The sequence below is a fragment of the Cupriavidus sp. D39 genome (genome assembly GCF_026627925.1).
Lineage (GTDB): Bacteria > Pseudomonadota > Gammaproteobacteria > Burkholderiales > Burkholderiaceae > Cupriavidus > Cupriavidus ulmosensis.
Genome location: NZ_JAPNLE010000007.1, coordinates 351,147 through 365,421, shown reverse-complemented (window position 1 = coordinate 365,421; position 14,275 = coordinate 351,147). Strand labels below are relative to the sequence as shown.

General features: G+C 62.2%; 11 protein-coding genes and 5 pseudogenes. 10 read left to right on the top strand and 6 right to left on the bottom strand.

From position 1 onward, the window contains the following. Positions 1-102: 102 nt before the first annotated feature. Positions 103-1,080: a DNA-binding protein gene (locus tag OMK73_RS08825; protein ID WP_267601681.1), complete on the top strand. Its 978-nt coding sequence runs from the start codon at positions 103-105 to the stop codon at positions 1,078-1,080. A gap of 465 nt (positions 1,081-1,545) precedes the next feature. Here the strand turns inward: OMK73_RS08825 and OMK73_RS08820 are convergent, their stop codons facing one another. Next, positions 1,546-1,887 (bottom strand): hypothetical protein, encoded by a 342-nt coding sequence (locus OMK73_RS08820; protein WP_267601680.1) that lies wholly within the window; start codon positions 1,885-1,887, stop codon positions 1,546-1,548. A 156-nt stretch (positions 1,888-2,043) separates the two neighbouring features. Between OMK73_RS08820 and OMK73_RS08815 the strand changes: the two genes are divergently transcribed. After that, positions 2,044-2,241, top strand: coding sequence for a hypothetical protein (locus tag OMK73_RS08815; RefSeq protein WP_267601679.1), 198 nt, complete (start codon positions 2,044-2,046; stop codon positions 2,239-2,241). 95 nt (positions 2,242-2,336) lie between these two features. Next, positions 2,337-2,897: a c-type cytochrome gene (locus OMK73_RS08810; protein WP_267602070.1), complete on the top strand. Its 561-nt coding sequence runs from the start codon at positions 2,337-2,339 to the stop codon at positions 2,895-2,897. Positions 2,898-3,405: 508 nt separating this feature from the next. On the opposite strand, the gene OMK73_RS08805 is transcribed toward OMK73_RS08810, so the two are convergent. Continuing rightward, entirely contained in the window at positions 3,406-3,789 is a 384-nt protein-coding gene (locus tag OMK73_RS08805) for a hypothetical protein (RefSeq protein ID WP_267601678.1), read from the bottom strand. Positions 3,790-4,242: 453 nt separating this feature from the next. After that, positions 4,243-4,863 (bottom strand): hypothetical protein, encoded by a 621-nt coding sequence (locus OMK73_RS08800; RefSeq protein WP_267601677.1) that lies wholly within the window; start codon positions 4,861-4,863, stop codon positions 4,243-4,245. A 496-nt stretch (positions 4,864-5,359) separates the two neighbouring features. On the opposite strand from OMK73_RS08800, the pseudogene OMK73_RS08795 reads away from it, so the two are divergent. Beyond that, positions 5,360-5,649: pseudogene (locus OMK73_RS08795) on the top strand (IS6 family transposase); the annotation flags it as partial. A gap of 41 nt (positions 5,650-5,690) precedes the next feature. On the opposite strand, the pseudogene OMK73_RS08790 reads toward OMK73_RS08795, so the two are convergent. Together OMK73_RS08790 and OMK73_RS08785 are read right to left on the bottom strand one after the other, a co-directional pair. Next, positions 5,691-6,118: pseudogene (locus tag OMK73_RS08790) on the bottom strand (Tn3 family transposase); the annotation flags it as partial. A 365-nt stretch (positions 6,119-6,483) separates the two neighbouring features. Then, complete coding sequence (locus OMK73_RS08785; RefSeq protein WP_267602101.1) at positions 6,484-6,660, bottom strand: hypothetical protein; 177 nt, start codon at positions 6,658-6,660, stop codon at positions 6,484-6,486. A 95-nt stretch (positions 6,661-6,755) separates the two neighbouring features. On the opposite strand from OMK73_RS08785, the gene OMK73_RS08780 reads away from it, so the two are divergent. Further along, positions 6,756-7,052: a M20/M25/M40 family metallo-hydrolase gene (locus OMK73_RS08780; RefSeq protein ID WP_420715510.1), complete on the top strand. Its 297-nt coding sequence runs from the start codon at positions 6,756-6,758 to the stop codon at positions 7,050-7,052. Here OMK73_RS08780 and OMK73_RS38985 read toward each other — a convergent pair. Beyond that, positions 6,972-7,442, bottom strand: a pseudogene (locus tag OMK73_RS38985) (patatin-like phospholipase family protein); the annotation flags it as partial. The gene OMK73_RS08780 and the pseudogene OMK73_RS38985 sit on opposite strands and share 81 nt — an antisense overlap. A 434-nt stretch (positions 7,443-7,876) precedes the next feature. Between OMK73_RS38985 and OMK73_RS08770 the strand changes: the two are divergent. From OMK73_RS08770 to OMK73_RS08750, 5 genes and pseudogenes are all read left to right on the top strand, one after another. Continuing rightward, positions 7,877-8,263 (top strand): response regulator transcription factor, encoded by a 387-nt coding sequence (locus tag OMK73_RS08770; protein WP_267601676.1) that lies wholly within the window; start codon positions 7,877-7,879, stop codon positions 8,261-8,263. Positions 8,264-8,403: 140 nt separating this feature from the next. Next, positions 8,404-8,997: a lipid-binding SYLF domain-containing protein gene (locus OMK73_RS08765; protein WP_267601675.1), complete on the top strand. Its 594-nt coding sequence runs from the start codon at positions 8,404-8,406 to the stop codon at positions 8,995-8,997. Between the two features lie 116 nt (positions 8,998-9,113). Further along, positions 9,114-9,589: pseudogene (locus tag OMK73_RS38980) on the top strand (YMGG-like glycine zipper-containing protein). Positions 9,590-9,811: 222 nt separating this feature from the next. Continuing rightward, a complete protein-coding gene (locus OMK73_RS08755; protein WP_267602069.1) occupies positions 9,812-11,026 on the top strand; it encodes an efflux RND transporter periplasmic adaptor subunit in 1,215 nt (404 codons plus the stop codon). Positions 11,027-11,039: 13 nt separating this feature from the next. Next, positions 11,040-14,275, top strand: a pseudogene (locus OMK73_RS08750) (efflux RND transporter permease subunit).

Sequence of the window (14,275 nt, the reverse complement as noted above, 5' to 3'; positions counted from 1 at the left end):
CTGGCAGGGGCTGGCGGGAGATTTTCACTTTTCGGGGGATGGGCAGAAATAGCCGAATACGCGTCTTCCGACGCCGCCCTGCAGGCCACGCTCGCCGCCGACGTGGCGACCCTGCGTACGCAGTTCCCCGAGACCCGCGCGCTCTACCGCGAGGTCTGCGTCCTGCTGTTCTTCCGGTACGGCATCACGCCCACCGCCAACAAGCTCTACGGCGTGGTGCGCAAGGGCAGCATGGGCACGCCCACCGAGGTGCTGGCGCAGTTCTGGCAGGACCTGCGCGACAAGATGCGAGTGACCATCGACCACCCTGGGCTGCCGGACGCGCTCAAGGCGATCGCCGCCAACGCCGTGCAGTCGGCCGCCAACGAGGCCGCCGCCGGCGAACTGGCCGCGCTGCGGGCCGAAGCGCGGTTGCAGGCGAGCGAGGCGCAAGCGCAGCGCGACCAGGCGCGCGCCGCGGTGGTGGTGGCCGAGCAGGAGACCGCCGCTGTGCAGGCCGAGCGCGACGCGGCGCAGAGCGCACGGGCGGCGCTGCAAGGCGAATTGGAGGCCGAGCGCCAGGCCCACGCGGCCGCGCGGGCGCGTCACGAGGAGGGCGTACGCCAGGTCGAGGCGCTCGAGCGGCAGTTGCTGGAGCTGCGTACCCAATTCTCGACGGAGCTGGAGCGCACCCGCGAGCAGGTGGCCGTCGCGCAGGAACGCGCCAGCGCCACCGAGCGCCGCGCGCTGCGCGAGATCGACCAGGAGCGCACGCTGCGCCAGAAGGCCGAGCAGGCGGTCGCGGACCTGCGCACCGAACTGGCGGCCGTGCAGGCACGGGCGCAAGACGCCGCCGTGGCCGGCGCCGAGGCGCGGGCGCGGTTGCAGGCAGAGCGCGACACGCTCAGCCGGCGACTGGCGGAGGCAGAGCAGGCGCTCGGACGAGGGCAGGCGGCCCAAGACGGGCTGCGGGCGCAACTGGAAACGGCAGTACGGCGTGCCGAGCGGGCCGATGCGCAAGCCACCGCGACGCGCCGCCTGGTAGGTGCCAAGCGCCGGGTGCCGGTGACGCGCACCAAGTTCAAGCCCGGGCCGGCCTGAGGGGGCGAGGGCGGGGATTTGTCCACCGCACGAGGGGACAAGCCTGTGGACAAGCCGCGCGGGCGCAGACAGCCGACGGTCTCTGCGGATTTGACTAAAATTTAAGCAGCGAGGGCGGTCACGTCTTCCCGCCGGCACTGTTTCTCACAGCCGTAATCTCTCGACAACCTTGAAGTCCAACGCTCCCAGAAGACGGCACAACGCCGGATCCGGCGCCGCCCCACATTGCTTCACCTACACCACCATGTCGATCGAAATCGAGCGCGCGCAAGCGATCACCTGGATCCGCATCCGGATGGCCCAGCACGGGCTGAGCCTGGCCGACCTGCAGGCCGCCGGTTGCTTTACCGAGCCGCCACCGCTACTGCCGGGGGCGGTGCGCTATCCACGGCGCCAGCCGCAGCCGACCAGGGTGCCAGTTCGCGGGCGTCGAGCGAATGGCCCAACAGCGCTTGCGCGGAAGTTTCAACCTGCTAGGCTGGCAGGAGACGGATGCAGCCTGCGGGGACGGAGATGGGAACGCGGATCGCGGTTACAACGTGCAGATCTCAGGCACATAGAGTTCACGCCGGAATCGTCGAGGATCTCGCATGCCTGGGACAGGGCGCGGGTGCCTTCCGCGCGCTCGTCGATCGCCCGCAGTTCGGACAGCGAATGGAACGCTGTCGCGCGGCCGAGTTCCACTGGCGCCTGTACATCGAGCAGGATGACTTCGGAGACGCTGCCCTCTCGGAACAGAAAGGCCGCATGCCGGACAGCCGACAGGGCGCTGTCGGAGCCATCGGCGAGGACGAGAAGCTTGACCATTTTCTAATACCTGTAGAGATAGAGAGGATCCGGTTCCGGTATCGGATACATCACGCGGTTCCCATGTAAGCAGATTAAGAAATGGGGCGTGGAACTGGCGTAAAGGGTATCGCCCGCATATAAAGAGTCTGTAAATTCCGCTTCGCGCGTTTGCGAATGACGCACTTCGCCGTTGCCGGGCGGCTGGTCCGGTTTGGCACCGGCTTGATCCACGTCAACGGCAGCGCCCTGGCGTTTCCTACACTGACGGCATGGCTTTGCAGGCGCGGGGGCGTGCGTTCCGGTTCCGATGGCAATGGCCGGAACGCGAGCGATAACAACACCTTGAATCTGCTTGCCTGGTTCGCATTCTGAGCTGACCGGCGCTTGCCCAACCCTACTGGCCTGAGACGACCATGAAACTGTCCTTCTCCAGTGCGCGGACGCATTTTTTGCTTCTTGCCGCCGGCATGGCGCTCACTATGACGCCCGTGCGCCCCGAGGATAGCGCCAGGCTGGCGCAGCTATGCGCGAGCTGTCATGGGCCGCACGGCCACAGCGATTCGCCGATGTATCCGCGGCTGGATGGGCAGACGCCCGAATACCTGCGGACGCAGCTCAAGGCGTTTCGCGAGCATGGCCGCGGGGAAACCGATGCGCGCACGCATATGTGGGGAGTCGCCTCCCGGCTTGACGACGCGGCGATCCAGGCGCTGGCGGCCTATTACGCAAGGCAGACCGCGACGCCAGGCGCGGCCGGCGCCCCCGAACTGATGGACAAGGGGCGTGCCATCTTCGAGAAGGGCGTCCCCGACAGCGGGGTGCCGGCCTGCGCCTCATGCCACGGCGCCCAGGCCCAGGGCGCGGGTGCCTTCCCACGGCTGGCGGGGCAGCACCAGGCTTACCTGCTGCGCCAGATCGAGGTGTTCAGGAACCGCTCGCGCGGGAACTCGCCCGTGATGAGCGCCGTGGCACACGATCTGAGCTACGACGATGCCAGGGCTGTGGCTGCCTACCTGCAGTCCAGGTGATCCGTGCCGTTGCCTTGGGCTTCAAGGACTCAGGGTTTCAAGGTCTGCGCCCTCGCTCGGCGACAGGCCAGGATTGGCCCGCGGCCAGGCCAGAGCCGCTTCCTAGATGGGTGTCCAGCAACGCTGCGACACGATTTCTGTCATCGGAGACGCAAGTAAAACGCGCTGCTGGGCGGCGACAATCATTTTGTGCCGTCGGGCCAGTTGTTTGTCGGTAAACCGACCGGACATCCTGCTTGACGCTATCCAGGGCGGCCCATGCCGGGCAGACGGTGGAACATTTCCGGGTCCGGTAGTAGGCGTATTCGTACTATGCGTGCGAAATCTGGCGCTTCAGTCTTGTAACCTATTGATTTCATGGTAACGCCCTGTTCCGCCTCCACTGTCCGCACCTCAAAGTCAGAAAGCCTTACTGGAAGCAGATTGTCGACACGCGACAAACGCCAGTTTTCGGACGGATAGTAACAACCCATGAACCGCGGGTTCGCAACCCATTCGGTTCAACCGCCTATGGCAGCGCACTGGGAGGCAATACACTCCATCCTGAAACACCACTCGACGTCGTCCTGCGTTGACTACTGAGGACACCGTTCTCGTCGAACTCGAAAAGGACCGTCGACGATCGAATCTCACCTCCGGAAAACAGCGGACCAATGAATGGGATAAAGCTCTCAGGGTGTGGCTTGGAGGTCGCGAACGAATAAATCAGTATCGTTGATCCGTTTCTGAGCGTCGCCTGGGATGTGGGAGTCCCAAGCTGCGCGGTAACGTCGTCAAGGGTTGAGAAACCGAGCATGAAGTTCGACAACTGCTCCGGTTTCACGTCGACGCCGGTCGATACACAGGCAACCAACATGATGCAAATCACAATAAGTGCGTGAACACGCTTCATGTCGATGCCGCCGTACTTTTTGTGCCGTGACTGAGAACGTGCTGATGGCCATGATGCCAGCCTAGCCGCGCGATGCGTCCGGCACGCCGTTCACAAAGGATACAACTTTGCTGTACGCCTCGCTGAGGCACCCGGTGGGCTTCCGTCCACCGACCTGGCTTCGGCGGCTTTTCCCGTGAACTAGGGAGTGTCTTCTATCGGTACGCGCTGCGCGTTGGGCCACGGCCGCTTCCTGGCCGCCTCCGTTTCCGCCTCCACGACTCCGCTCCAAAGGGTTGGTTCGCCGCCCTTTGGCGAGGCGGTGGAGGTTATTCCTACGAGTCGACTGAACTGTTGAAGGAAAAGCACGCGCGGTGGCAATCCATGCGCCGGATCCGGACGTCCCCGGCATTTGTCCCGAAAAAGGCGAAGTCCGGCGGCTGCGCTCCGAAGCGACCCCTGCGTTGCGCAGGCTCACTTCTTGGGCGCGGGCTCCACTGCCACGGCCATCGCCTCGGTATAGACCGCCCGGACCTGGTCCCCCTTCTTGATATTCTTCAGTTGGTCCGGGTCCTTCACTTTCAAGTCGACCGTATTGCCTTTCGGACCGCGCAGCGCGACGAGATGCTTTTTCGTGTCCACCGCGACAACGTTCGCAACGATCGTCACTACGTGGGCCACAGCTGCGCCCGGCTTCGCACCGGCGAGAGTACGGGCCGTCGCCTCGCGGTCGGTACGTTCTGTAATATCGCTGCCGCCCTTCATGAGTTCCAGCGTAAGGGCCTCGTTGTACTCGACGACGACCTCGTCGCCCACTTTGACCTGGTCGAAGTTTCGTGCCTCTTCGCCCACCACAAGATTGAACACCCGGCCTTTCGGCCCCTTCAATGTGACGGTCCGGCTCGCCCGATCGATGCCCATGACGGTTGCCGTCACTTTCGTTGTCTCGGAAAACTCGGCCTTACCGGGCGCAGCCATGGCCTGACCCGTGGTTTCCGGCGCCTGCTGCGCGGTCACCGACTGCGCAAGCAAGGCCAGGGCGGCAACGACCAGCAAGAGCGGAATCGCGAGGATGAGACGACGGTTCTTGATCATGATGCGTGCTCCATTCAGAAAATGTCGATACGGTGCAAAGCGCATTCCCGCCTAACGCTCTTCCCGGCTCAAAACTATATAGTGATATCCGGGTCCCACTAGAACAATTGGACTTTGGTCCAATAGCCGCTCCCCAGTCGCTCGATGCTGCTTTGCGGGCCTCACTGCTGGGGAGACAGGCGCGCGCCTAAGCGATCGAATGGGACCAAGGTCCAATTCCCTGAGCACCGCATTCGGTCTATTTGTTAACTTGGGAACGTTGCATCCACCGCGCCAAGATCAAGTATTGCGCGCTACGATACGAAGGCTCTCACGCCGTCAAGCCGCGCGGTCTCGCTTGGCTCGACCATTCCCGTTGTCGCCCGGCCGATCGGCGATGATCATCGCCTGCGACAACACATTCCCAATGTTGTCTAGCGGCTGCCTAGTATCGATCTAGCGGGTGTCGCAGTAAGCATTCGGTAGAATTCTGCGATATTGAGTTCAGTGCAGTGAGATGGGCATGAATCCGGAAGTCGCGAAGGTCTTGAAGCGCCTGCACTACCGCTGGAGGTGATGCTGACTTGCGTGCGCTGGTATGTGGCCTACCCGTTCAGCCTTCGTCACCTTGAGCAGATGATGGCCGAGTGCGGCATCGCAGTGGATCATTCAACCGTGCACCGCTGGGCGATCAAACTACTGCTGGCACTGCACAAGGTGTTCCGCCGACGAAAACGTCCAGTGAGCAAGAGTTGGCGCATGGACGAAACGTATATTCTCGTGCGAGGCCAATGGAAGTACCTCTATGAGGGTTGGCCGCTATTCGTAAAAAATCCGCCACATTTCCGCTAAGCGGCTGGTTTGAAAAGAAAATCGATCGTTGGATCGAGTGGCGGAGCCCGTCTCTGGAGGTCCAGCAGGTAGTCCCCGAGCCGATTGATATGCTCGCGCCGCTAAGGGGAAAGCACCTTCAGCACCTCGGCATCAACGGGATGTCCCTTCTCCTGCAGTTCCTTGAGCTTGCGCGACATCCACTGGACGTTGTAGAGGATGACCATGTTGGCGACGAGATGGTTGTACTTGATGACCTTGCGCTGCTCGTGCCGGGCGTTTTCGACAATGGTACAGTCCCCGCCGAACATCAGCCCCTGGGCGAAGTCATTGAACTGCTCGCTCTTGTTCGTCGCCGCGTAAATCGTGCGACGCGGCCGAGTTCGCGGAATGCAAAGTACAGCTTGTTCTTGGCACTTACTGAGCCCAGCCGCCGCAGGATTGTCGGCGATCGTTTCATTATCAGCCTTATCGGCAGTCATGCTCGTCAGAGCCGTTGTCTTGGCAGGCCGGTGCTGTGTCCTGACATCTGTGTCGAAAGTAGTGGAGCAGCGAAATCAAACGCCCCACGGACTCTACGCTGCTGGATTCGCTGGCTAGGAGCGCGCCGCGATCTTGCCAAGTGGCGGGGGCAATGCCGCCTTGACGCAAGCCTGCTGGCTACTGCGACGCGGAAACATAGCTCTTGGTCACCGGGGACGATGTACGGCCAGCGCAAGGCGGGCATCCTCGCTTGCAATACATGCGAGGATTTGCCGATATCGGTGGGTCAGGCAAAGTGAGTGACGTCTATTCCCACAGGCAATACGGTCAGCTATCGTTCGATCTGCGCGACCGTCGCCGCGCCAGAAAGGGGATCGCGTGGATGCCCCCGCTGGTGACGGCATGGAAAACAACCATGATCACGAACAGTATCAATGCGATCACCGGGAACACAAGACCGATGGCTGCCGCTCCCAAGGCGGTGCTGGAACGCTTCGAAGCCATGCTGCGCACCGTGACTGCGCAGGTGCGGCCCCGCGTGGGCGGAGTCACATACGCATGCTTCTTCCGGCGTCACGCCAACGCTGTTTCCGGATGCCATGCTGGCACTGGTCGAGCGCGCCTGTGCGCGGGCCAGCGATCAGTCAGCCATGGGGCGGCCGCTGCACCTGACCTCCGGCGCCTTCCACGACGCCATGTACCTGGCGGAGCACTGTCCCACGGCGATGATTTTTGTGCCAAGCAAAGGCGGGATCAGTCATAACGCGGCGGAAGAAACGGCACCGCACGATCTGGCCCTCGGCGCGCAGGCGCTTCTCCCCGCCCACGACCATGGGTGGGAAGCCGGGTGGCAGTGCCCCGCTCGCCATCAATGCCTCGATACTGCCATCGGGTGACAGGAAGGGCGGTGGAACCCGTGGCGCGAAGAAGCCTGGAACACCGAACGTTACCGCGGACGCAGCGCTGAAGACATTCAGTATCGGCCGCAAGTGGTCCATGTGGGCCGGCGGCGTGAAGGGCGTATGGGCCGATATCCGGTCACAGAATTCGCTAAGGCGCGCCACGCGGCGTTCCGGTGGATTGCCGGCGACAAGGGCAGCGTTGATCGCCCCGATCGACACACCTGCAATCCAGTCACGCATCACGCCGGCGTCCGCGAGACCGGCATAAATGCCCGCTTGGTAAGCGCCCAGCGCGTCCCCGCCTTGCAGGACGAGAACCGTATGGTCGAACTTGTCCCCATGCGAGGCCGCGTTCGAAAGTTCCGCTTGGCCTGGTTTCTCCATGATGGTCCCCGGGAATGCGACTGAGAAGACGGTGATTTTCGTTGAGCGGGGAGGTTTGTGCCGTGCCGGGAGCCTCCCAGCGTGATCCCCCGAAAGCGTGCCGGTGCCGCGCAAGAGCGAGTCGGCTCATCAGAGCAAGCCAGGGGTGGCAGGCTGGCTTCAGGCGACGGGGCGATTCGCGTCTGTCCCCAAATTGGCGGCCAGCGACTTGCCGGTAACCGTCGTCCGTCAGCTTGAAAAATAGATTGAGTGCGGTACTCAGGCAATTGGACTTTGGTCCCATTCGCCCCATTCGATTGGGGCGTCAGGATAGCGCACACGCTCTCGGGCAGAGTTGGACCAAGGTCCAATATCTGCGGTCAACCAATTGTCATAGTCTTAACTGAGCGTCGAATCGGGTGGGGCCCTGCGGTGCCTGTATGGGGAAATTCGCCATGAGCAAAGTCAAGCCGTTCGTCGCAGTGGTCGATGATGACCAATCGGTGCGCCGTGCCATCAAGAGGCTCTTACGTTCCATCGGACTGGCATCGGAAACGTTCAAAACGGGGGATGAATTTCTAGACATGTTCAACTCCATACCGTCATATCGTCCAGACTGCATCGTGCTCGATATACAGATGCCGGGTCTGAACGGGCTTGAGGTCCAGCGGCGACTCGCGGGCAGCGGCATTCCAGTGATCTTCATTACAGCGCATGACGAAACCGGCGTTCGCGAGCAGGCGCTGGCGGCGGGCGCGGCGGCCTATCTTCGCAAGCCGTTCAACGATGAGGTTTTCATCAAGGCGGTGCGTATGGCCATCAATCAGACGCCCGAGGCATGAGGGAATCGACCCGCTATTGCGCGGCTGTGGAGCGGTTATGGGACCAAAGTCCAATTGTTTTGAGAGGTCTCCTATATCACTATTGATCTGACTCACTATCTGACCCGAGAAGCGTCTTAGGCGCGAACGCGTTTCACACCATGCCGTCATTTTATGAATGGAGCACCCATCATGATCAAGTATCTCCGGCTTATCTTCGCAATCCCGTTCTTGCTGGTCGCGGTGGCGTGTTCGACGCAGCAGACTTCGTCCTCCGGGGAGGTGACCCGGCACTGGAAGCGAAGGCGCGTACGGCCTTGCAAAAGCTGAATGACACGACACCCAAGTCCAAGGAGCTTCAAACGCGGGCGAAGGCGGTTCTTGTGTTCCCGGACATCGTAAAGGCCGGCCTTATCGTGGGCGCGCAGGGCGGCAACGGGGTGATGTTCGACGCTGACGGAAAAGTGCTTGGCTACTACAACGCCACGGCGCTTTCATACGGCCTGCAGGCAGGCGTCCAGTCTTTCTCGGAGGCCATGTACTTCATGACCGACTCAGCCACGAGCTATCTCGCCGGCAGCGACGGGTGGTCGGTGGGTATGGGGCCGAGCATCGTGGTGGTGGATGAGGGCATGGGAAAATCGATGACGACCACAACGCTGAAATCGGATGTCTACGCATTCATTTTTGGCCAGCAGGGGTTGATGGCCGGTATGGGTTTGCAAGGCCAGAAGATTACCAAGCTCAATCGCTGAAGCGGGTGGCGGTGCCTGTCGAGTCGGATGCCGTCTTTCAGCTAACACGCGATGTGTCGGTTGTGCACGACGCCAAACGAGCTGGCCGACGGTAGAACATTAGGGGACCTCAAGCCATGCAACGAATGCAGCGAGTACTGATCGGCCTGACGATATGGGCAATGACGTGCGCAGCTCCCGCGCAGCAGCCCATCATCTATCCCGCCAAAGGGCAGAGTGCGCAGAAGCAAGACTCGGATACAGCCGCATGCCAGCTTTGGGCGAAGCAGACCACGGGGGTTGACCCGGTCGCGATTGCGCAGCAGGGGCTAACCAGCCGGGTGCTCCACAGAAGCAAGGGGGCGCGGTCAAGGGCGCAGCCGGCGGCGCGGCGGTAGGTGCGGCGGTGGGCGCGATCGGCGGCAATGCAGGAAAAGGCGCGGCGATCGGGGCGGTCACTGGCACCGCGGCCGGTGGCATGCGGCAGCGCCGCAGCAACCAGGCCGCGGCAGAACAGCAGCAAGCGGGTCAGCAACAAGCCTCTCAGCAGATGGCGACGTTCAACCGGGCGGTGGGGGCGTGCATGACGGGCCGGGGATACACGGTCAAGTAGAGAGAAGGGCCGGTCGGCTGGGGATTCGCATATGACGACAAATCCAAGGCGAACCGTATGGGCGACAGTATTGCTCTGTTCCGGGACACGCGTGCCCGGCGCAGACTTCGACGCCAGCGAGGCTGCTGGTCCGGTCGTGCTCAAGCTGAGTTCCTAGAGTCCGAGTTCCCATGGGAGACTCACATGGTGATATCACCCCCGAGGATCGTGACGACCGGTTCCATGCGCTTGAACACGCGCACCTGGCTGCGGCTCACGTTTGCTAGCGCGACGTTGGTGTTGCTCGCCGCCTGCCAAAAACCGGCGAATGAGCTTCCGCGTGGAGCAACCGAAGTGACGGTGATGACCGTTTCTCAGCGTGATACGCCCGTCGACTTCGAATTCACCGCCCAGACGCAAAGCTCGCGCGAAGTCGAGATCCGCGCGCGCGTCGACGGCTTCCTGGAAAAACGCGTCTATACCGAAGGGCAACTGGTGCGTGCCGGGCAGACGCTCTTCCTGATGGACGCTGCGCCATTCGAAGCGGCGCTCCAGTCGGCAAAGGGTCAGCTTGCGCAGCAGCAGGCCAGGCTCACCGTGGCGAAGGCCAATCTGGCCCGCGTGATTCCGCTCGCGGCCCAGAACGCACTCAGCCAGAAGGACCTTGACAATGCCACGGGCAACGACAAGGAGGCGGAGGCCGCCGTAATTGCCGCCAAAGGGCAGGTCCGGACCGCGGAACTCAACCTGAGCTACACGACGATCAAGTCCCCGCTCACCGGCTTGTCGAGTTTTGCAAGGCAGCAGGACGGCAGCTACGTGACGGCGAGCGCGACGGGGTTGCTCACCTACGTCTACCAGCTCGACCCAATGTGGGTGAACTTCAGCGTTTCCGAGAACGAGTTGCTGGCATACCGCGATCAGATCGAAAAAGGACAACTGAAGTTTCCGGCGGACAACGATTTCGAGGTCTCGGTCGTGCTCGCCGATGGCACCGAGTTCCCCGGTCGCGGTCACATCAACTTCACCAATCCGGCGTTCGACACACAAACCGGAACCTTTCTCGTGCGGGCTTCGTTTGCCAACCCGCAAGGCACCCTTCGCCCCGGGCAGTTCGTCCGCGCGCGGGTCTCGGGCGCAGTGCGCCCGAATGCGATTCTCGTGCCGCGGCGTGCGGTGTTGCAGGGGTCGAAGAGCCATTTCGTCTGGACTATCGACAAGGACGCGAAAGGCCATCAACGCGTGCTCGAAGTCGGCGAATGGCACGGCGACGACTGGTTCATCACCGCCGGACTGCAGCCCGGCGAGCGCGTGGTCGTCGATGGCGCAATCCGCGTCGTGGCCGATACGCCGCTGAAGATTGTAGGGACCCCCGGCCCGCGTGCGGACACCGGTGCGTCGCGGCGCGAAGCGCAGCAACTCGCGGCACTTCAGACCGACCTTACTGCGACGAAGTGACCGGGCGCGCGAAATGAACATCTCCCATTTCTGCATTGACCGGCCGATCTTCGCGTGTGTCATCTCAATCGTCATCACGCTTGGAGGCGCGCTGGCGATGCTGGCGCTGCCAATTGCGCAGTACCCCGATATCACGCCGCCACAGATCACGATTGCTGCCACATACCCGGGGGCGAGCGCGGACGTGGTCGCAAACAATGTGGCCGCGCCGATCGAGCAACAGGTCAACGGCGCGGACAACATGATCTACATGAACTCGTCGAGTTCATCGACGGGCAATCTTACGATCAACGCCTTCTTCCAGATCGGCACCAACCCCGAGCTTGCGCAGGTCGATGTGCAGAACCGCGTGAACCTGGCCTTGCCGCAATTGCCTTCGTCGGTGCAGTCGCAGGGCATCCAGGTTCAGAAGAAGTCGTCGGCGTTCATGATGGTCATCGCCATCTACTCACCGGGCAACCGCTACGACGCCACCTATATTGCCAACTACGCGAACATCTATGTGCTCGATGCGCTCAAGCGCATCCCCGGTGCCAACCAGTCGAGCATCTTCGGTACGCCCGACTACGCGATGCGCATCTGGCTGAAACCGGATCGCATGGCACAGTTGGGCATCACGGCGAGCGACGTGCAGAAGGCGGTGGCCAACCAGAACCAGCAGTTCGCCGTCGGCCGCATCGGCCAGTCGCCGACCGGTACGCCGGTCGAGCAGTCGTTTGCGGTCACCACCACCGGTCGGCTGAGCGATCCGGCGGAGTTTGAAAACATCATTATCCGCGCAGCTAGCGGTGCCGCGGCAATCGTGCGACTCAGGGACATCGGCCGCGCAGAACTCGGCCAGAAGGATTACTCGATCCGCAGCAAGTACCAGGGCAAGCCGGCCACCGTCATTGCGGTTTTCCAGCAGCCGGGCGCTAACGCCCTTGACGTATCGAAGCAGGTGCACGCGACGCTTGCCAAGATGAAGAAGTCGTTCCCCGAAGGCATCGACTACAGCATCGCGATGGACACGACGGACTTCACCCGTGCGTCGATCTCCGACGTCGTCAAGACGTTTTTTGAAGCGCTCGTGCTCGTCGTGATCGTCGTGTACGTGTTCCTGCAGAGCCTGCGCGCCACCGTGATTCCGGTGCTTGCGGTGCCCGTGTCGATTGTCGGCACCTTCATGGGAATGCTGGCAATGGGTTTCTCGATCAACATGCTGACGCTGTTCGGCATGGTGCTGGCGATCGGCATCGTGGTGGACGACGCCATTGTCGTGATTGAAATCGTCGAACGGAACATGAACGTGCACAAGCTGAGTCCGAGGGAAGCCGCGAAACGGGCGATGGATGAGATCTCTGGTCCGGTCGTGGCGATTACGCTCGTCCTGTGCGCGGTGTTTGTGCCCGTGGCGTTTCTCGGCGGGATTACCGGGCAGATGTACAAGCAGTTCGCGATCACGATTGCGATTTCGGTTGTGATCTCCACCATCGTCGCGCTCACGCTGTCGCCTGCGCTTGCCGCATTGCTGCTCAAACCTGGGCACCACGAAAAGCGCGGCTTCTTCAGATGGTTCGACAATGCGTTCGCCCGCATCACGACCGGCTACGCGAACCTGGTGAAACTGGTTATCAAGCGCTTCGTGATAGCCCTGTTGCTGTTTGCCGGCATGATCGCGCTTGCGGTCGTCATGATGAGGACGATTCCAACGTCGTTCCTGCCGCCGGAGGATCAGGGCTACCTGCTCGGCGCGGTCATCATGCCGGATGCGGCGAGCCTTGATCGCACTGAGGAAGTGTCCCAGCACGTCACCGACTACTTCCTGAAGCAGGACGCCGTGAGCAGCGTCACCGTCGTCGACGGGTACAGCCTGCTCGACAGCCAGAACAAGAACAACGCGGGGGCGTTTTTTATCGGCTTCAAGAGCTTTGACGAGCGCTACAAATTCGCCAACATCAAGACGCAGAACGCGCGTGCGGTCCTGATCGGTGCGTACGAGAACCTGTCCAAGGTGAAGGAGGGGATCATCCTGCCGGTCAACCCTCCGTCCATTCCGGGACTGGGAACCACCGGCGGTACCGAGATGTGGATTCAGGCCCAGGGCGACGCCACCATCGCGCAACTGGCCCAGGTGGTGGACGATTTTGTCGCTAAGGCTAAAACGCGGCCCGAACTGGCGCGCGTGACGTCGACCTTCAATGCGTCGTCCCAGCAGTTGCTGGTCGACGTGGACCGCGACAGGTCAGAGACACTGGGTGTCCCGATCGAGGAGGTGTACAGCGCGATGCAGACGATGTTCGGCTCGCTGTACGTGTCGCAGTTCAACCGTTCGAGCAGGCTGTGGCAGGTCATCCTGCAGGCCGAGCCGTCGCACCGGCTCGCGCCGCGGGATCTCAACCAGATCTTCGTGCGCAGCAAGACCGGGAGCATGGTGCCCCTCAAGGCGGTGGTGACGTCCCGCTTTGTCACCGGCCCCGATCTGGTGACGCGGTTCAACAATTTCCCGGCGGTGAAGGTCACCGCCAATGCCGCGCCCGGCTACAGCTCGGGGCAGGTGCTCGCCACGCTTGATGAAGTCGCCGAACAGGTGCTGCCAGACGGCTATGGCGTCGGGTGGAGCGGTGAGGCCTACGAAGCAAGACAGGCCGGCGGTACCTCAGGGCTGGTCTTCGTGTTCGGTCTGGTGATGGTGTTCCTGATCCTTGCCGCGCAATACGAGAAGTGGAGTTTGCCATTTGGCGTGCTGATGGCGGTGCCTTTCGCGCTGTTCGGCGCGCTGGTCGCCATCCTGCTGCGCGGTCTCCAGAACGATGTCTACTTCCAGATCGGGCTGACGATGCTGGTCGCGCTGGCGGCGAAGAATGCGATCCTGATCTTCGAGTTTGCGGTGCTGAACCGCGAGGCGGGGAATCGGTGTACGACTCCGCTGTCACGGCGGCGAGCGAGCGGCTGCGCCCAATCGTGATGACGTCGTTCTCGTTCATCCTCGGCTGCGTTCCGCTCGCGATCGCGCTCGGCGCGTCTGCGAACAGCCGGCATTCGATTGGCACGGGCGTCATCGGCGGCATGCTTGGCGCGACGGTGATCGCCGTGTTCTTCATCCCGATGTTCTTCTACGTGCTGGAGTCGATGTCGGCGAGGAGGAGCGGCGGCAAGCAAACTCCCGGTCCTGAGGGCGGGTCACCGGGCGAGCCGGCATCGGGTTCCCTTGGAGCAGGCTCGGGCGGCCCGACGATCACGCCGTCAGCCCGACGCGAGGACGATTGA